At 48.0% G+C, this 19,686-nt stretch carries 15 protein-coding genes and 1 pseudogene; 6 read left to right on the forward strand and 10 right to left on the reverse strand.

The window, feature by feature from the left end; translation table 11 throughout:
* Positions 1 to 272: 272 nt before the first annotated feature.
* The 3 genes and pseudogenes from O3C43_19920 to O3C43_19930 form a co-directional block, all read right to left on the reverse strand.
* Entirely contained in the window at positions 273 to 809 is a 537-nt protein-coding gene (locus O3C43_19920; GenBank protein MDA1068760.1) for a hypothetical protein, read from the reverse strand.
* Positions 806 to 1,813, reverse strand: coding sequence for a hypothetical protein (locus tag O3C43_19925; protein MDA1068761.1), 1,008 nt, complete (start codon positions 1,811 to 1,813; stop codon positions 806 to 808). The genes O3C43_19920 and O3C43_19925 overlap by 4 nt, the downstream gene beginning before the upstream one ends.
* 1,100 nt (positions 1,814 to 2,913) lie before the next feature.
* A pseudogene (locus tag O3C43_19930) lies at positions 2,914 to 4,197 on the reverse strand (alpha-glucosidase/alpha-galactosidase).
* Positions 4,198 to 4,341: 144 nt separating this feature from the next.
* Here O3C43_19930 and O3C43_19935 point away from each other — a divergent pair.
* Positions 4,342 to 6,186, forward strand: coding sequence for a sulfatase (locus tag O3C43_19935; GenBank protein MDA1068762.1), 1,845 nt, complete (start codon positions 4,342 to 4,344; stop codon positions 6,184 to 6,186).
* Between the two features lie 25 nt (positions 6,187 to 6,211).
* Here the strand turns inward: O3C43_19935 and O3C43_19940 are convergent, their stop codons facing one another.
* Positions 6,212 to 7,612: a sulfatase-like hydrolase/transferase gene (locus tag O3C43_19940; protein ID MDA1068763.1), complete on the reverse strand. Its 1,401-nt coding sequence runs from the start codon at positions 7,610 to 7,612 to the stop codon at positions 6,212 to 6,214.
* A gap of 211 nt (positions 7,613 to 7,823) precedes the next feature.
* Between O3C43_19940 and O3C43_19945 the strand changes: the two genes are divergently transcribed.
* From O3C43_19945 to O3C43_19955, 3 genes are read left to right on the forward strand one after another with little or no spacing between them, the layout of a single operon-like run.
* The gene (locus O3C43_19945; protein ID MDA1068764.1) at positions 7,824 to 8,687 is read left to right on the forward strand and encodes a sugar phosphate isomerase/epimerase; all 864 of its coding nucleotides are present in this window, start codon (positions 7,824 to 7,826) and stop codon (positions 8,685 to 8,687) included.
* A complete protein-coding gene (locus O3C43_19950; protein MDA1068765.1) occupies positions 8,684 to 9,415 on the forward strand; it encodes a glucosamine-6-phosphate deaminase in 732 nt (243 codons plus the stop codon). The genes O3C43_19945 and O3C43_19950 overlap by 4 nt, the downstream gene beginning before the upstream one ends.
* Before the next feature lie 50 nt (positions 9,416 to 9,465).
* Positions 9,466 to 10,326 (forward strand): N-acetylglucosamine-6-phosphate deacetylase, encoded by an 861-nt coding sequence (locus O3C43_19955; GenBank protein MDA1068766.1) that lies wholly within the window; start codon positions 9,466 to 9,468, stop codon positions 10,324 to 10,326.
* Positions 10,327 to 10,554: 228 nt separating this feature from the next.
* Here the strand turns inward: O3C43_19955 and O3C43_19960 are convergent, their stop codons facing one another.
* The 3 genes from O3C43_19960 to O3C43_19970 form a co-directional block, all read right to left on the reverse strand.
* Positions 10,555 to 11,361, reverse strand: a complete 807-nt coding sequence (locus O3C43_19960; GenBank protein MDA1068767.1) for a PIG-L family deacetylase — start codon at positions 11,359 to 11,361, stop codon at positions 10,555 to 10,557.
* A 2-nt stretch (positions 11,362 to 11,363) separates the two neighbouring features.
* Positions 11,364 to 12,407: a Gfo/Idh/MocA family oxidoreductase gene (locus O3C43_19965; protein ID MDA1068768.1), complete on the reverse strand. Its 1,044-nt coding sequence runs from the start codon at positions 12,405 to 12,407 to the stop codon at positions 11,364 to 11,366.
* A 161-nt stretch (positions 12,408 to 12,568) separates the two neighbouring features.
* Entirely contained in the window at positions 12,569 to 13,660 is a 1,092-nt protein-coding gene (locus tag O3C43_19970) for a DUF5009 domain-containing protein (GenBank protein MDA1068769.1), read from the reverse strand.
* Between the two features lie 491 nt (positions 13,661 to 14,151).
* On the opposite strand from O3C43_19970, the gene O3C43_19975 reads away from it, so the two are divergent.
* Both O3C43_19975 and O3C43_19980 read left to right on the forward strand, forming a co-directional pair.
* Positions 14,152 to 15,258, forward strand: a complete 1,107-nt coding sequence (locus O3C43_19975; protein MDA1068770.1) for a D-TA family PLP-dependent enzyme — start codon at positions 14,152 to 14,154, stop codon at positions 15,256 to 15,258.
* Positions 15,259 to 15,391: 133 nt separating this feature from the next.
* Complete coding sequence (locus tag O3C43_19980) at positions 15,392 to 16,456, forward strand: membrane dipeptidase (GenBank protein ID MDA1068771.1); 1,065 nt, start codon at positions 15,392 to 15,394, stop codon at positions 16,454 to 16,456.
* A 200-nt stretch (positions 16,457 to 16,656) separates the two neighbouring features.
* Here the strand turns inward: O3C43_19980 and O3C43_19985 are convergent, their stop codons facing one another.
* The 3 genes from O3C43_19985 to O3C43_19995 form a co-directional block, all read right to left on the reverse strand.
* Positions 16,657 to 17,187, reverse strand: a complete 531-nt coding sequence (locus tag O3C43_19985) for an alpha/beta hydrolase-fold protein (protein ID MDA1068772.1) — start codon at positions 17,185 to 17,187, stop codon at positions 16,657 to 16,659.
* A gap of 127 nt (positions 17,188 to 17,314) precedes the next feature.
* Positions 17,315 to 18,730 carry a sulfatase gene (locus tag O3C43_19990; GenBank protein ID MDA1068773.1) on the reverse strand — a complete coding sequence of 472 codons (1,416 nt, stop codon included), beginning with the start codon at positions 18,728 to 18,730 and terminating at the stop codon, positions 17,315 to 17,317.
* A 199-nt stretch (positions 18,731 to 18,929) separates the two neighbouring features.
* On the reverse strand, positions 18,930 to 19,686 hold a 757-nt coding region (locus tag O3C43_19995; protein ID MDA1068774.1), incomplete at its 5' end, for a DUF1080 domain-containing protein.

The raw sequence follows: 19,686 nt of genomic DNA on the forward strand, positions 1-19,686 counted from the left end.
CCCCGAGGGCAAGTTTATTTATCAATCCCTGTAACCATACGCATTATACGCTCTAAATAATTATACCGTGGGTGTCCCTCTGCCTCCCCTGAATTCTGACAGAATGACCGATCAACAATGACGAAGCTGGATTTTTCTGTAACAATTCCAAAAAATTCGCCGGAATCGACCCCGTTGCATGGGTTGCCCAGAAGTGTAGGCATTTTTATAGCTCTTATCTTGTACAATTGGATGTTTCGCTTAATCTCCGCCGACTTCTATATTACTCTCTATCAGTTTTTAGTGCCTAAACTGAAAATTGCCTCCAATTTGGTCAGGAGTGCAACAAAGACCTCCAATTCTGGATTTTCCCCGGCAAGGCTAAGGAACTGTCTTGGAGCATGAAATGAAACTGTGTGATAAACCTCACCGTTCCAGACCCGAACTTCGGCGGAACTCGCATCCTTGATATTTAGAATAGGACCACCCTTTTTCAGAATCAAGGTACGGGTATGTTCCGTCAATGTATCTGTATTTAATTCCAGGAAACCGTTTTCCAACGCAAATTCGTAAAGTCTTTTTGCCTCGGACTCGGGGAGTCTCAATACTCTTACTATACCTGATTCTCGAATCCTTGCGATTCCATTCTCCAGAATTTCAAGCTGAGGATTCATTTCATCTTCAATCGCCCCACCGAGATAATTCAGCTCTATTAAAACTCTCCCTTTAGCACTTAATTGTTCAGATTGATCGGCCACACAACCAATGATTAGCATCAGAAGAATGAATACCATTGTTAGTGGTGGTGAATATCTTTTTTTAAAATTCAACTGGTTTCAGATTTTCGCTTTCGACTTACGATAACCACTCCTATTAATGCGACTGCACCAAATAACAGAACCGCGTGTTTCGGCTCCGGAACAACGTCGATTTGTTGAATGCTCGCATATCCTATGTCCTGAAGGATATTTAGTTCTATGGTAGAAAATGTTCGGATGGATGGACCAGATGCAGTTGTTGCTTCCATCAGAGAACCGTTTAATGCGGGATTTTGATCATCGAGGTGTGAACCACTGCTTCCTGGTTGGATGGTTGTCGGCGAATACAAACCTACCAATCCTGAACCTGAAGTATTAAAAAAAAGTCCATTTGACGGGCTTGCTCCACCTACAAGTAAGGACTCGTATGCGGATTCATTCAAATCAGATCCAACGGCTGAAAATACGGAATTGCCAGCCGAGTCTGTAAGAAAAGCATCGAAGGCTGACCATGAGCCATTGTTGGCGCCTACGGTGCCAAATAGGTCCTGTGCGTTGAGCCCTGAGCCGTCAGTAACAATAGCACTGGCAAAGCCAATCATATGTGAAAACTCATGGTATGCAGTTGAATACCAATCGAATTCTCCGCCGGTAGGAGTGGTGTTAAAATCATATTCCCATGATTTGCTAAAGTTCACTGACAATATTCCGTCCGCAAAGCTACCATCGAGATCTACTCCTGTCTGGATTTTTGTAAGAATCACTTCATCTGTGCCAAATCCGGGAGTCATTGGGTTGGCAAAAAAAGAGCCAGCTGACATCAAAGTACTTCCAAATGCATTGCTATCAACATCGATATTAATTGTCGCATTATAACTAGACAATGCGGTGGCATAATTTTGCCCTGCCAGTTCAAGTGCTGCTTTTCTTGTGGTACCAAAAGTAGGGTGATTGAAGCCCACATTTGGGGAATCGGTATAATTAAACACAAACTGAACCTGTGCCAAAGAGGCGAAGGGAAGGAATGCGTTAGCAAATAAAGCCGCCAGGATAAGCGGTGATGTTTTATTTTTCACAGGTAAACCAGGGCGGTTTGTTTTGGAGCGAGAACAATATGTAGCGCACTAACTAAATCTGTCCAGCGGATTGAATAAAATGGCGGAAATAATTCCAGTCTACCTGATTGGTTTTGATGAATAGCCGAGACTATTCAATCATCGTACACATGCCCCTCGATGGAATAGTGGGTGTTCATAGTTGCCCTTTACGGCAACACCATTTCCTTAAATACTATTCTTTGGAAATAGGGCAGGCTGCTTTTTCTGCCAGGCTGTCCGCTGAGGCAGGTGGCTCCTCCCGAATGAGCGTCTCCGAGGGTGCTGAGGACGACCCGGATTTCGATGAGAGCTGATTCCGTATTAGCGTCCAAGCCAAATTCGGCTAATGGTATGCTTGACACGATTCGATAATCCATCGCGCTCGTGGTTTGGGAAATGCTTCCTGGGCCGATCGGTTTATCCAAGGTGTTGAATAATGCGGCGGTGGATTCTTCTCCGCGCTTTCCAGGTATCAAGTTTACGGTATGAACCTGCGCGTGATCATTTGCGGTAATTCTGACTTCAATTGCCGATCCAGCCATGACTCCGATTACACTGCTTTTGGCCGGATGAATATCCGAATCATTGACTGTAATATCCAAAAGTAAATCAGTGTTGTTTCGTGATACGGTACCCGTCGCAGCAACTTCTCCCGAGAGTTGAAGCTGGATTTTCGACTGTCCGGATTCGTTGGTTTCCAACTCGGTTCTTGGTCTTACTTGAACGCCTCTTGATAGAATCGATTCCAAACTGGATTCCAGGGTGAAGTCTAATGGCTCATCGATAGCGGCGCTTAAATGAACGGCCACGGAGTAGGACTTAGAGGCATTCGCTCCAATCGAAATGTTTATACCTTCGACTTGAGCATTTTTGTTGGAGGAATGGATTTCAATACGTCCGGTTAATTCCTGGTCGCCTGGATTCTCAACAAGCAACTCCAGCTCATTTTTGGCCCCGGCTTCGAATGAAAACACTTCCCCTGCTTCCAATCTGGCAATGGTTCGGTCGCCTGTTCCTTTGTAAGCGCGTCCGGTGTTTTTGATCACTGGTGCGAATTCGCCCATGTACCCGTCTTTCTGATGCGCATCAATCATCTCGTCACACATGGACCAGATATTATCCAAAGTGAGCGTGGCTGAAGTGTGAGGGTCCATCATCATAGCTTGGTAAACGTGCTCCCGCTTTTTCGTCAGAGCAGCTTCGACGGTGAGGTCCTGCACATTTACATTCGTGCGGCAAATTGCAGCCAGTTGGGGTGGTAGCTTTCCAATATGAGTTGGTTGCAGTCCATTGGAATCGACCAACACGGGAACTTCCACGCAGCAACCATCGGGAAGGTTTGTAATCAAATCTCGGTTGGGGACATTTCCGTAAATGACGATCGGGTCGTTCGCCTCTCGAGCATGAATGATAAAAGAACCGTACTCATGTGATTGCGGTGCAACCTCGAATGCTTTGCCGGTTCCTTCGCCAAGAAGGTCTTTTTCCTCCTGCTGCCATGTAGCAATGATGGCTTCACAACGGCGCCGATACTCGTCGATGGGAATTAGAAATTCGTCGATAACCTTTTCTCCATGATGAATGAAGTAGGGAACATACTCGCTTTGGTGCTCGCTGGATTCAGTGACAAAATATCCGAGCCGACGCATCATTTCAAAGCGCACTTTGTCTTGAACGGTAACCGCAGGATCTTCGAGCGCTTTGAACAGCAGTGGATAAGCATCTTGGCCGCGGTAACGATACTCCAAGAAGAAAGCCATGTGATTAATGCCTGCTACTTTATAGGTGACGTCGTTGTAATCTAGGCCGGTGTAATCGGCCAATGCTTTTGATGTATGCTGAACTGAATGGCAAAGGCCTACGTGAGGAATTCCGGTTACTCGGTCCAATGCCCAGCAATTCATAGCCATGGGATTGCTGTAGTTCAGGAACAAACAATCCGGGTGAGCGACATCTGCAATATCCTTAGAAATATCCAAAATGTGCGGTATGGTTCTCAATGCGCGGAATACGCCGCCCACTCCGAGGGTGTCACCAATGGTTTGCTGCAATCCGTATTTTGCCGGGATTTCAAAATCAACAACGGTAGATGGTTCGTATCCGCCAACCTGGATAGTGCAAATCACATAATGTGCTCCACGAATGGCCTCCGTGCGGTTGGTTGTTGCAGTCACATTGGCTCCAACCTTGAGCGTCTCGACCGATTTTAGGGTCATCGCTTCTGCAATTTTCAATCGCTGTGGATTTATATCCATCAGGCAGATCTCACACTCTGAGAGTTCGGGAAATTGGAGGATGTCGCCCACCAGTTTCTTGGCAAATACGACCGAACCGGCTCCTATCAGGGTAATTTTTTTTCTCATTCTTGAGAGGACGCTAAGAGTTTGAACTCAGCTTAAAAGCTTCAAATTAAATCAAACATGTTGCCACCTTGAAACCGTGAGTAAAGTATGGCGATTATGCAGTCTAAGCTTAAGAAACTTTATCACCTGAGAACCCTATAGACTATGACTATTACTCTTCGAATACTTGGCTTTTTCGCATTTGTTCCAGTGCTTGTTTTGTCAGGAGCAGATAGGCCCAATATCGTTTGGCTGACGTCCGAGGATAATTCGGTGCATTACGTAAAACTATACCATGAAACCGGTGCATCCATGCCCAATATTGAAAAACTGGCTGCACACGGGTTGGTTTTCGATCACGCTTTTTCTAACGCTCCGGTTTGCTCGGTAGCACGAACTACCTTGTTGACCGGAGCTTATGGACCCCGCATTGGAACGCAATTTCACCGTCGATCCAAAATGGTTCCCATGCCGGACGGGGGCCGTATGTATCCCTGGTATTTACGACAAGCCGGTTATTACACGACCAACAATTCGAAAGAAGACTACAACGTCATCGATAAAGACGGCTGGGACGAGTCTTCTGCAAAAGCAACCTGGCGAAACCGGAAATCCGGACAACCGTTTTTCCATGTGCAAAATACTACTCTGACTCACGAGAGCAGTCTTCATTTTTCGGCTGAAGAAATGGCCACTTTGGAAAACGATACTTCGTCCGACTCCGTGACGCTCTTCCCGTATTTCCCGGATACGCCTACCTTCCGTTATACGCACGCTCGCTATTTGGATAACCACGAAAAAGTGGACGATTACCATGGCGAGTATATCGATATGTTGGAGGAAGATGGCGTGTTGGATGATACGTTCATTTTTTATTACGGCGACCACGGCGGGGTAATGCCTCGTGGAAAAGGATATGCTTACGAAAGCGGACTTCACGTTCCTTTGGTCGTTTACGTACCCAAAAACTGGGAACACTTGGTTGATGCCGACCTTGGCTCCCGGATCAATGGATTTGTCAGCTTCGTCGATTTTGCTCCAACGCTGCTCAATTTGGCTGGCATCGCAGTACCACCTCATATGGATGGTGTTCCTTTTCTTGGAAAAGGAGTCGATCGCGATGAAGTGAATAAGCGCGACGAAGCCTTCGGATACGCTGACCGGATGGATGAAAAATACGATCCTGTTCGGACGCTTCGCAAAGGTAAATATACCTATCAACGAAACTACCAGCCATTTAATTTTGATGGGCTGTGGAACCAGTATCGCTACCGCATGCTGGCATATCAGGAATGGTGGGAGCTTTATCAAGCCGGCAAACTCAACGAATTCCAACGCCAATTTTTCGAGCCACGTCCAGCGGAACAGTTATTCGATGTGGAGGCCGATCCGCATGAAGTAAACAACCTTGCCGATGATCCTGCCTATGCGGTGGTGCTGCAAAGTATGCGCGAGCGACTTAGCACCAGGGTGAAGTCCATTAACGACCTCAGTATGTTTCCGGAAAGCGTTTTGTTTGATGAAGCATTTGACAACCCTGTGGAATTTGGCCGCAAAAACAGCGAAAGAATTGCCGGACTTGTCGATATTGCAGATTTGAGTCTCCTGGAATTTAATAAAGCAGAGGGAAAAATTGAGGATGCGTTAAATTCGACAGATCCATGGGCTCGCTATTGGGGGCTTATTGTTTGCAGTTCGTTTATGGAGGAGGCAAAAGGTTTTGTAGAGAAGGCGAAATCTATTGCCGCACAAGATACCGAGAATCTTGTGCGTGTTCGCGCCGCTGAATTCCTTGGGCTTCTTAAGGAAGAAGTTCCGGCTCCTGTCATCATCGAAGTCCTTGCCCATGCAAACAACGAAGTAGAAGCCGATCTTACGCTGAACACCGTGATTCTACTTAAGGATCTGAGCGGCTTCAAATTCGATATCGACCCGGAGATTTTTCCCGCCGATTGGCGTAAGGAGGAACGTTCGAATGTAAACCGAAGGTTGGGATATTTGAATGAGTAAAAAGTAGCACGGGACTATGCCTGTGTTACTTTTTATAATCCGCAGGGATATCCCAGTGCTCGCCTTCGGTGACGATATCTTTGTGGTAGCGAATCATGAGGGCTTTCATTTCCTTAAACTGGTTCTGGTTCTGCTCAATGACATTGGTGGTCTGGGCGAGGTCGGACTTAAGGTTGAACAACTCAAAGTCCATCAGCTCGCTCGACTTGATAAGAGGTATGTCTTCAGAAGAAAGCCAATGCGTTTTCTTACGATGACTGTCGGTTGTATTCGCCGTGAGCAACCAGTCACCCATGCGGAATGCCATCGAAGGGTTTACCCGGTAGAAAAACCAGAAAAGCGGTTGTTCACGGGTAAATGACTTTCCGGTGGTCAAGTGATTCCGAATACTCATGCCATCGATGTGCCTATTCTCGGGCAGCGCGACCTCCGCGATATCGCAAAAGGTAGGCAATACGTCGACGAATCCAATAGTTTCGTTTGAAACGGTACCCGCTTTTATCTTGGCTGGCCAACGGAAGATGCCCGGTTCGCGGTGACCACCTTCCCACATCAATGACTTTTGCCCGCGAAGTCCTTTGTTTGAAAAATCATTGAGACCTCCGTTATCTGATGTGAGAAAAATAACGGTGTTCTCATCCATATCCAGTTGATCTAACGTTTCGAGAATTCGCCCAACCGCTTGATCTGCGTTGGCCACGTTGGCCAGGTATTCTGCCTCTTTTTTCTTAATTTCCGGGTAAAGTTTCTCATAATCGGCTACCAGCTTAGGAGGCGATGCAATCTTCTGATGAGGTTCGTGAAACCAAACACAGGCAAAAAATGGTTGGTCGTTCTTTTTCTCGGAGTGGTCCTTAAGCCAGCCAATGGCCTCGTCTGCGACGATGTCGCAGGAGTATCCTTTCATGGGTCCCACTTCGACACCGTTTCGAACAAAGTTAACCGGATTGAGGTGGCTGGGCTCTGCGTTGTTGTCGGTACCCAAGGAGTAGTCAAACCCGTGGTCTGGCGGTTGAGCTTGATCGGAATTCAAATCGCTTACATGCCATTTCCCAAAGTGCCCGGTCGCGTAGCCTGCGTCACGGAGTAGATTGGCAATGGTAACTTCCTGGGCTTGAAGATGCATCGGAGTTCCTGGGTCGAGGTAATTGAAAATGCCCGCACGGATGGGGCTACGACCGGTAAGCATGCCTATACGGGAGGGTGAGCAGTTAGGTGCTGCTGCCTGGCAGTCGGTGAATCGCATGCCCTCCGCTGCCAACTGGTCCATGTTGGGAGTTTGAATCCTGCTTCCATAAACACTCAAGTCCGACCAGCCGGCATCATCGAGCATCATGATCAAGAAACTCGGGCGGTCGTCTGCGCTTGAGAGTGGGCAAATCCAGGTTAGTACTAGGAAGACCAAAGATAATGGAATATTTTTCATTGATTGATTAAGGACAAGTATGGAGTAAGAATGATGCAAGATACATTCTGGCTTTTTTATCGTTATTGAAAATGTAGGAGCAAACTTGTTCGCGACCTGAAAACCTTGGATACACGTGTCGCGAACAAGTTTGCTCCTACATTACAACTATTCGATTCGGAATTGCTTAAATGCAGTTGATGAAGTCAGCCATTTATACTTAATCAAAACAATGCCCTTTAAATTTACCGGATTTACCGACGAAGCAGAAAAATCTCTTCCCGCTCAGATTTCTACCTTACAGGAAGTCGGCTGGTCAGCTGTCGAGCTTCGATTAATCGATGGAAAGAATGTCTGCGATCAGACGGATGATGAATGGAAACAGTCCTTTGATCTTCTCCAGGAGAACGGAATCTCTGTTGTGGGATTTGGGGGGCAAATTGGAAATTGGGCTCGCGCGATCCGAACTGATTTTCAGTTGGACCTGGACGAATTGAAGCGAGTGGCCCCGCGTATGCGAGAGGCGGGATGCAAGTTTTTAAGAATTATGTCGTATCCGAATTCGAGTGACGATCCACTGAGTCGCGTCGATTGGAAGAAGGAGGCGGTTCGACGAATTAAGGAGCTCTCCGTTATCGCGGAAGGGGAGGGTGTTATTCTCGGCCATGAAAATTGTGCCGGTTATGGCGAAACAGCTGAGGGATTTCTCGAGCTGGTTGAGGCAGTCGACAGCCCGGCGTTCAAACTCATTTTTGATACCGGCAACAACAGCCTGCATGATAACAACACTGCTGTGACCTGGGATTACTATCTGGCCTGTCGTACCCATATTGATCATGTCCACATCAAAGCGGCCAAACCGGGTCCGGATGCTGAGGTTTATGTTGCCTGTCATGTAGATGAGGATGATCTTCAGGAACGAATTCTAAAGGACCTGGAGGCGACGGGATACGACGGGTGGTTGTCGATTGAGCCACACATCATGGCGGCTGTTCACGCTGGTCAGGATATAGACAATTCTGGAGAAGCACGCCGCGTGTGGGTCGACTACGCAAAGCGCCTTGAGCAATTAGCACTTCCCATTATTTCGAAATGAACACGCAAATATTTGATTCAAAAAAAGAAATGGGATCTGCCGCAGCTGCAGCCGGTGCTAGTCGGTTGAAAACAGTGTTGAGCGAAAAAGGATCCGCTTCCATAATTGTCGCTACCGGAGCATCGCAGTTTGAATTATTGGAGAGCTTTCGGGTTCAGGACCTGGATTGGCCGTCGATTATCGGGTTTCATCTCGATGAGTATATTGGTATGCCCATCCGGCATGGTGCTTCGTTTCGCAAATATCTTTGGGAGCGCTTTGTCAGCAAGGTTTCATTGCCCATGAAAACCTTTCACTTTCTAAACGGTGAAGGCGACGCACGGGCGGAGTGCAATCGCGTGGGGGACCTCATTTCGCAAACGACTATCGATGTCGCGTTTGTCGGGATTGGAGAAAATGGGCACCTGGCCTTTAATGATCCACCTGCCGATTTCGAAACAACTGTGCCGTATCTTGTGGTTGATCTTGATGACGACTGTCGCAAACAACAACTCGGCGAAGGTTGGTTTCCCGATTTTGAATCCGTACCCAAGCAGGCGATTTCGATGTCGATCCAACAAATCCTCAAGAGCAAAACGATTATTTGCACAGTTCCGGATGAACGAAAAGCCCAAGCTGTGAAAAATGCGCTTCAAGGCCCCGTCACTCCGGATGTGCCGGCTTCGATTCTTCAAACGCATCCTGATTGCCATTTTTTCCTGGATACTGCGGCGGCCTCTTTGTTGTGAAGCACTTTGACCTTCAGGTGAATGGTTATGCTGGAACAGATTTCTGTTCCATGGATTTAACCGCTGAGCAGCTCAACTCGGCTTGTTTAGCTTTGGAGGCTGATGGCGGTGATTGTATCTTGGCGACAGTCATCACCGATTCCCTCGAAAAACTGCGGGTTAAACTAGCCAATCTCGTTCATCTCAGGGAGCAGGATCCCTTGGCTAAAAAGATAATCGCGGGTATCCACATCGAAGGACCTTTTCTAAATCCCGCTCCAGGGTTTATTGGTGCTCATCCCGCAGAGGCTGTTAAGCTGGCGAACGTCGACGACACCAAACGCCTTTTGGAAGCGGCTGGTGGATTGACTCGGATCGTGACCTTGGCACCGGAGATGGATCCGTATCATCAAACGACCCGCTTTTTGGCTGAACAAAACATCGTGGTATCTGCGGGTCATACGAATGCCAGCCTCGATCAGCTTCACGGTTCCATCGACAGTGGTCTCACTATGGCCACCCATTTGGGAAACGGTTGTCCGACTGTCCTTCCTCGTCATGACAATATCATCCAACGCATTTTATCATTGAGGGAGCATTTGTGGGTCGGGTTCATTCCTGATGGTTTTCACATAGACTTTTTCGCGTTAAGAAACTACCTAGATTTTGTGGGTATCAATCGAGCCTTCATGGTTACGGATGCCATAACGGCAGCTCGCCTCGGGCCTGGGGTCTATGATTTATCCGGGGCGATAGTCGAAGTCGATGAGATGGGTATTGCCCGTCGACCGGGTTCCCCAAACTTGTCAGGTTCGACCTTAACGATGTCTCGTCTCCGACTCAATCTGAAGGACCACCTTGACCTGAGTGATTCAGAGATTGAAAAACTCGTGGATCTAAATCCACGGAAAGCGTTGGGTATGGCTGATTGATGTCTGTTGTTTCATTATCGCCTAACTTGAGGGTTTAGAATCACTGTGTAAGAACAAATTTATTCGCGATCTTCCCTGGCAACGCCAAGCCCCAGCTTGGCAATGTAATGTAAAGTCGCGAACAAATTTACTTCTACAAAATAGTGTCCGATTCGTCCATTGTAGGCGTTAGCTTTCCGCCCTGAGTTTATCAAGGTGGATGACGGTTTTTTTATTCGCTGTCTTCCACTAGGTGGGGTTTCGAAGAGATGCTTCGTAAATGTCGTCGATCAAACAGAGATCGCCAAGAACTTCTGCCAGTGGATCTTGCTCCACACCACTAAAACCCAGGTGCAGATGTCTGCGCCAGCCTTCTGCAAATGCGAATTGTCCAGACAGCGTACCTACTTCTTTGGAGAGCTCGTCCATCGTTGCCAAGTAAGAATCCATGCCTTGAGTAATATCGAGGAAATCCTTTTGGCTTTTGTGAGCTGCAAGTGCTTCACGCTTTTTAGAATGCACAGTTGATGTATCCACATATTGACCGGCGCGGACTCTTTGCCGCATTGGTGTCTGCAGACCATGAGGCATTGCATGGTAGATGGTTACATCAGTAGAAACAGCCGGTTGGAGAGGCAATGTTTCGTAATTCGTCATGCCTTTGACGAACGCTGCTGATACGACGAGACGCGCCGTGTTCTCATGATCATACATATAGTCACTGAGTGCATGCGTGAGAATAATACTTGGATTGGCTTTGCGAATTACGGCCCCAATTTTCTTGATCGTTTCCAGATCGTAGAGAATTTGCAGGTCATTTGAACCCGGATCATGGAAAGTGGCTCCCAGGATCTTGGCCGCGTCCCTCCCTTCTTGTGTTCGAATGGCGCGCGTCTCCTCGCGCTTGTGTTCCAGACTTCCGAGATCCCCGCCCGACAAATTGAAGTAGTGAATGTCCCAGCCCTTTTCCTTCAACAGGAGCAGAGTCCCGGCCGCGACGAATTCTATATCGTCCGGGTGGGCGAAGACCGCTAAGGCTGATTTGTTATCGGCCACGACTACTTGCGAATTTCTTCCAAGGTTACCGCCCTTCCTTCTGTCGCCGACTTGTCGGCTGCAAAGATCACTTCAAACGTTTTAATGGATTCGTTCAGAGAAGTAAGTGGCATGTCCTCTCCTTTATCCACTGCATCAAAGAATGCTTGAAACTGGTCCTGGTAAGGGTGGTCGGCGACATCCCCCGAATCCGCCAACGCCATCGGCAGTTCCGCCCAAGCCTTATCTCTTAGATGAAGCTTGTTGGAGTAAATTTTATTATCCAGGAGGCTACCTTCGCTTCCGACCAAGTGGGTATGAAAGTAGTAGGGTTGGAAGCAATCAATTACCGAAGCCACTTTCCCGACCTTGCCGCTCTTAAATTGGACGAGCGTTACGGTGGTGGTAGGATACTCGTATTTCGAAAAGATTTCGTGACTGGATTGTGCGTTCATGGAGGTGACACTGACAACCTCGTCATTCATGCACATTAACAAGGCATCCAGCGCGTGACATCCGGCAGACAATAAACTGCTACCGCCATTTTCTTTGGTTGTGTTCCAGCGGTACTGTCCATACCAGGGGCCCACCCCGTGGTAGTAATCCACTTCTGCGTAATGCAGTTCACCTAATAATCCCTCTCCAATAATTTTTTTGATGGTTTGAAACTGGCTAATGAATCGCACTTCAAAACAAACGCAGGCTTTCACCCCCGCTTCGTCGACGGCTTCTTGTATGGCGTAACAATCTGCAAGTGTGAGTGCTAGGGGTTTTTCGATGATCAGATTCTTTCCGGCACGGGCTGCGGCTATAGCCTGCTCCTTGTGTTGGTTTGGGTAAGAGGTTATCGAAACCGTGTCGACGGATGGATTAGCCAGCATCTCAGCCACGTCTTTGTAAGGCTTGATGTCCGACCCATGAGCCGCCTTCAATTCAACCGGATCCAGATCCCTGGATGAATAAACCGCGCATACGTTTCCCTGGGTGGTTCCGTTGATCGCATTGATGTGAGCGGTTGCCGCCCATCCGTATCCGATGACGCCTGTGTTATATGTATTTTTGGACATGGGTTTAAGTAATCTTTAATGTGATGAGGTGTAGATGGCTGGCACTTGGTCACCTGATGGTGGGATGTGTCGACGATGTGTTGTGCAAGAGCAAGCAGCCAATCATGTGACAATAAAACGGCAATCTTTTTGTGCCAAGCTGCTGTCCTTAATTCAGGATATTAAACCTTAAAAAACACTTTTTTCTTATAGCAGAAATAGAAAATATACCACTGAACCACTAGAACCAGAAGAGCCTGTAGCACTTCGCCGTAAGCGCCCAGGTTTTCGACCGGTGAACTCGTAAAAACCAGAATCGATTTGTTGATCCAGCCTCGAAAGAGCTGGGATACAACATAGGCAGCAATGGAATTCATACCCACCACGATCAGAAAGAACGACCAGCACTTGTGCCCTTTTACGTCGATGATCCAGTAAAATCCCAGTAGCAAGAGAATTGCCCATCCGGTGGAATACAGTGCGAATGAGGCGGTTAATATCCGCTTTACGATCGGGATATAAAAACCGAGAGCAAAACCTGCCACCATCAGTGTTGCCGCGGAAATTCCCAGTATCTTGATTATTTCCTTTTGAGGACGGTCACTGGCAAGTAGTTTGCCGCACATGGCCCCGGCTATGATCTGAGCTGTGGATGGAATGGCGTTGAGCGACATCCAATACCCGGGATTGTGTTTCCTAAGTATCCATTGGTCAAAGTCGCCTCCCATATTGTCATAGCCCATCGCCCAGGGGCCTCCTTGTCCATTGCCGGGATATAAGATCCAGACGATTGAGTAGAGAATGAGAATCGCGATGGCTGTGACGCCTTGGATAGTATAGCTTCTGTGCAGCACTAACAAAGTCGCGAGGTATCCAAACGCGATCTGAGGAAGTACATTCACCAGTGTGATGGTTGGCTGGCCTCGGTTGATGGAGGTAAAGATAGCTGCGATTAAAAACAGGTTGAACGCCCGGCGGAATGCGTGGAGATAAATTTTGCTGGTCGAATCACCCAATGAAACGCGTTTGGCAAAAGCAAAGGGCATCGCCACTCCAACCATGAACATGAACGCGGGCTGAATGAGATCCCAGTAAGCAAACCCTTCCCACGGTACATGTTCTGTATGATGTGCCAGGAAGCCTAAAAAAAGATGCCCTTCAAACGCGGGAAATCCGAAGCCGTGCGAGATCAGCGATATCATGATCGCTCCTCGATAGGCGTCCAAACTGTTTAGACGCTCGGTGTTGTTACCATCTACTGTAGATTGATTCATATTTGGTATATATTTTGGTCAGGACACTGAAAACTTCGATCCGCCTTTTGGCAGTTTGAAGCATGCGATGGCGGACTCGCCCTGTTCGCACCAGGTATTGGATCGCAACTGCAATGGCCCGGATACTTTTTCCAGTAATTGAACTTTCCCTTCGTGCTGACGCGTGGGGCGGTCCTTTTTTTATGAAAGCGCCGACGGGATAGGGGTATTAAGTGATAGGAACTCATCGCTAGTGTGAATTAAGTGCAAGTTGCTATTCATGTCACATCAAAACGGCGATCTTGTTGAGTCGTAGTTATCTACAATAGTGGTTCGTTGATCGCTTTTTAGGTAGGGACGGATTGCCGAGCTGTCCGGGGTTTCACTTTGTTTAATCGGCACCCTTAGGCTTCGCTTGAAGCTTCGACCCAACACAGTCGGCCAGGTCGCCCTACCTTCTGATTTTAGAAACAAATTCTTTGTGATTTTTGTACCTCTTGTGGTAAGTATGAATGATATTGAAAACTTACCCCGAAAATTTCCCTGACGTATCTGACGTTTCATCCCCGGCGCTTCTGGTTTATCCCGACAGGGTGCGAAGCAATATTCAGCGAATGATTGAGATTGCCGACGATCCCGCACGATTGCGTCCTCACATCAAAACGCACAAATCAGCCGAGATCGTTCGCATGCAGATGGAGGTGGGAATCCAAAAGTTCAAATGCGCAACCTTGGCCGAAGCGGAATTGCTGGCCCAAGAAAAAGCGGCCGACATCCTCCTGGCCATTCAACCCATTGGGCCGGATATCCGCCGTTATGCTGAAATGGCAAAGGCCTTTCCCCATTCACGGTTTTCCGTGGTTGTGGATAATGCCGGGGTCATCCATCAACTTAATACAGCCTGCGAGGCGCATTCGATTACAATTGGAGCTTACCTGGATTTGAATGTGGGGATGAATCGCACGGGAATTCAGCCAGGCATGGAAGCCATCGCCAGGTATCGGCTCCTGCATGAAATGCCTCGCTTGGATGTGCTCGGATTGCATGTCTATGACGGACATATTCACGACCGAGACATAGATGTTCGAACCGAACGGGTAGAAGATGCTTATGATTCGGCTGAGGACTTAGTCAGGCAACTGGTTACCATGGGTTATGCTCCACCTGTGGTCATTGCTGGAGGATCTCCCTCGTTTCCAATTCACGCGAGACGGCAAGGCGTTGAGTTGAGTCCAGGCACTACTTTACTTTGGGATGCAAAGAGTATAAGTACTCTGGACGACATGCCGTTTGAGCCCGCGGCCTTTCTTCTAACTCGAGTGGTGAGCAAGCCTGCGAAAGGGTTAGTGTGCTTTGACCTTGGTCACAAAGCGGTTGCAGCGGAAATGCCGCATCCCCGTGTTGACATTCAAGGTTTGGAGGATTGTGAATTTGTCAGCCAAAGCGAAGAGCATCTTGTTGCCAAAGTGGATAACTGGAGTGACATCCAGGTAGGCGATGCTTTTCTGGGAATCCCCAAACACATTTGTCCGACCGTGGCCTTGTACGATCATGTCAATGTCATCGAGAATGATCGGGTGACAGGACAGTGGAAAAACGCGGCAAGGCATCGGTTATGATATTTTTTAAACCGAAGTATATTTAAAATGAAAATCGTCAGCAAGCTAACTCCTACGGTTTCCAAGTGGATACCTTTTGTAGGAGCGTAGCTTGCTCGCGATTGTAAGTTCCTAAAACATCCAATTCTACTCTATGTTTATCTTCGACGCCCATCTTGACCTCTCCATGAATGTCCTTGAATGGAACCGCGACTATCGTTGGCCGGTTCCGACCATCCGAAAATCAGAAGAGGGTATGTCCGACAAAAAAGACCGTGGAAACAACACGGTATCGTTACACGCCATGCGGCAAGGAAATGTCGGTCTTTGTGTTGCGACGCAAATTGCGCGTTACGTTCATCAGGATAATTCTCTCCCTGGCTGGAATTCGCCCGAACAAGCCTGGGCGCAAACACAAGGTCAATTAGCCTGGTACCGTGCCATGGAGGAAGCCGGCGAAATGCGGCAGATTCGTACGGCTGTAGAATTGGATTCGCAAATAGCTGCTTGGAAAAATGATCCCGCAACGACACCGATTGGTTTTGTTCTGAGCCTTGAAGGTGCCGACTCTATGATCACGCTCGATCATGTAGAACGATCCTACGAACAGGGTCTTAGAGCGATCGGCCCCGCTCACTACGGTCCCGGCACCTACGCACAGGGAACGGACGCCGAAGGTGGCATCGGCCAAAAGGGTAGGGATCTTCTGAAAGAAATGGAGCGCCTGAATATCATACTCGATGCTACGCATCTCTGCGACGAAAGCTATCGCGAAGCCATGGACCATTTCGGTGGCCATGTTTGGGCGAGTCATTCAAATTGCCGAGCGCTTGTCCCAAACAAACGTCAATTCACCGACGATCAAATGAAAGAGCTTATCGGGCGAGGCGCTGTGATCGGGGCCGCTCTCGACGCATGGATGTTGGTTCCAGATTGGATCAAAAGGAAATCAACCGTCGAGGAGCTAAAACCGAAACTCGAACACATGGTCGATAACATGGATCGGGTTTGTCAGCTAGCTGGGAACTCATTGCACTCCGCAATCGGCACCGACCTCGATGGAGGTTTCGGCACAGAGCAAAGTCCTCAAGATCTGGATACGATTGCTGACGTAGAAAGAATCTTCCTCATGCTCGAGGCACGGGGCTACTCAGAGGAAGACCGGGAGAACATCGCCTGGAAGAATTGGGTGCGGTTTTTGAAAAAGGCTTGGGCTTAACAGGTAATAATTGGGACCACAAAATATCCACACCTGCTTGAGTCATATTGCTGCTATAGTTGTGCAAGACTGATTTTGTGTCTTCTGTACTACTTTCCGGTAGAATTTTGTTTTTAAAGCAACGTTTTAATATCCCCACTCTTCACCACGAACTTCGTGAATAGCTGGTATTAAAATAAGTTCGAAGAAAAATGCTTAAACTACGAAAAACGCAGAATTACGCAAAAACCTGAAAGCACAACTGATTTTGCAAACAGATCCTGCTCGTGAAATGGTAATTCCCAGGCAGCGGAACCACCCATGCTGTGCCCGATAACCGACCGCATTTCCGGATCAATGCGATACCATTCGCACACTTCTCGGACCAATGCACCCAACATCTTCCAGTGCCAGTTAGAATAGATGGCACCATCTGGAGAAAGAGGGCACAAAGGTAAAACGACAATTGCTGGCAGATCGCTGAATGACGAATTTCGTTCTATTAACTGATCGATCTTTGGTGTCCCTCCTCCATGGAGGTATAGGATCATTGGCCATAATCGATCCGAATCAGATTCGTAGTCTGCAGGAAGTGTAATTACATACTGATACTTTATTTCTGTATCGAAGCTTAGCTCAATTTGGTGCTCACGTGTTTCGTAGCCCTTGGCCTGATTTTGAGCGAGTAGCCATACTGGTAAACAGAACAGGGAGGAGATTATTAGAATCCGAATCTTATCTCCTCTGTTCATGAATCGTTTATCGAGCATCCGCATTGGTGACAATTGGCTCGTGTGGGTGTCGTCTCTTTGTTCCTCGAAATGGCAATTGAGTCCTGCCCATTTTCGAGAAGTTCAAAGCAAACATCGAATATTACGGTCACCTTCTGTACTGGAATCCCGGAATCTTTGCTCCCAATTGCTCGGGCAATGAATCGGCAGTGTGTTTTTTGTGGCTTTCGAGCATTTGGAGCAGTGAGGCGACGATTTTCGGATGCTCATCCGCAACGTCGTAGGCCTCTGATATATCTTTCTCCAGGTTGTAAAGCTCTGGTTTCTCCAATTTGATTCTTCTACCGTAGTTAACCGCTTCGCGTTGCTCGGTGTGGAGCTTCCACGGGCCTGAACGAACCGCATCTAATTGGCCGGTGTTCCAATAGAAGAATTCCTTACGAGGACTTTTCCCTGTACCGAGCAACACAGGTGACAGATCGTAGCTGTCCATTTTACGATCGGTCGGTGATTTTGTTCCGGAGAGACTCGCGAACGTTGCCATCATGTCGATGGTCGATCCCATCTGATCGACAACGTCAGGTGGGAATCTTCCTGGTGCCCAGAAAATGGTTGGTACCCGTTGGCCGCCTTCGAAGTTGGTTCCTTTTCCTGCACGTAAGGGTCCGGCTGAGCCGCCATGAGTCCTGAATGAAAGCCATGGACCGTTATCGGAGGTGAACAGGACAATCGTTTTTTCATCCAGGTCGAGGTCGCGCAGGGTATTAAGAATCTGTCCTACGGTCCAATCGATTTCTTCAACAGTATCTCCAAACAGACCACGGATACTTTTCCCACGAAACGCTTCATCTGCAAAGAGTGGAATGTGAGTCATGGTGTGAGCCAGATAGAGGAAGAACGGTCGGTCCTTGTTTTTCTTGATAAACTCAACTCCTTTTTCGGCGTAGCGCCTTGTGATAGTATTTTGGTCGACCGGTTTTTCGATTTCCTTTTCGTTCTCCATAAGGGGAACATCGAAGTCGTTGTAGTCGGGATAAAAGTCGGGATCTTCGGCTTGCTCCCGGTAGTTAGGCGCGCCTTTGATTTTTGCCATATCGTTGGAGTAGGGGATTCCATAGTAGGAATCAAACCCCTGGGTCATTGGCAGATGTTGGGGTAAATGCCCCAAGTGCCATTTCCCGACTGCGGCGGTGGCGTAGTTTTTCTGTTTTAAAACTTCTGCAATCGTTACTTCTTCCTGAGGTAATCCGCCCGAAGAATCGGGAAACAATACGCCTCTTGCGGCAGAGGTCATGCCATTGCGAATTGGATAGCGACCAGTTAGCAAGCCCGCCCGGCTTGGAGTACAAATAGGGTCGGCTGAGTAGAACTGCGTCCATTTCTGCCCTTCTTCCGCCATGCGATCCAGGTGGGGTGTTTTGATGGTTGGATTTCCGAATGCTCTCAAATCGCCATAGCCGAGATCATCACAGAAAATAACGACAAAGTTGGGTTGGTGATGGTCTGCGGAAAGGAAGGCGAAGGGAAAGAGTAACAGGAGGGGTAGGAGTAGTTTAAGTTTCATTGGTAAAGTTCACCGGTTGAACACAAGATTTCCGGGAAATATTAAAGGCTGAATTATGTTAAAAGCTGATTTGTATTAACTGTAGGAGGGGCTTTATGCCCCGATCCATTCCAAGGCCTTGAAGCAATCGGGGCATAAAGCCCCTCCTACAACGCGATAAATTGCTTTTTTTGGATTCGGGATCACCTTGGCTGTGAATTTAAAGTGGCTTGATCTGAATGTTGCGGAATTGAACAAGAGCGGATGCGCCATTCCATTCCTTCGTTTCTTCGTCGTAACCTCCGTGGTGTTGCAATGCTATCGGGCCTTCTTCGGGGATTTCGGGCAATTGGGCATTGTCCAACACGGATTTGCCATTAAGCATGACGGTGAGCCGATCACCTTTCATCGTTATATGGAAGGTGTTCCATTCCCCGACAGGATTGTCCGCATTCACTTTGGGAGTCACGCCAGCTCTGACTACAGGGTCCTCTTGATTGTGGCGATAGCCGTAGACTTCGCCTGAGCCGATTGGCCAGCACCAGATATTGAGTTGGGCTTTATTGGTTCCACGGAGATAAACGCCAGAATCGGCTCCCGGTTGAGGATTTGTAACTGGCTTGCCGGCTGCATCCAACTGGTAGCTTCCATCCGGTAGAACGACCGGTACGTTGTAGATGCCCTTCTTTTCTTTGAGGCGCCATTCCACATGCAGTTCGAAATCCTTGTAGCTGTCGACGCTCCACAAAGCCTTGTCTCCTCTTGGATTCAATTTGGGCTGACAATCGATAACGCCATCGACCACTGACCAAACTTCGGCGGCACCTTCGACTTTGGTTTCCCAACCGGTGAGGTCTTTCCCGTTAAATAGAGAGACCCATTCGTCGCCCATGGAATTTTCTGATTTAGGGGAGCAGCCGATCAGGCTCAGAGTGATTACTACAATTAAAGAAGCATAGGGTATTTTCATTCTTAGG

Source organism: Verrucomicrobiota bacterium (genome assembly GCA_027622555.1).
Lineage (GTDB): Bacteria > Verrucomicrobiota > Verrucomicrobiia > Opitutales > UBA2995 > UBA2995.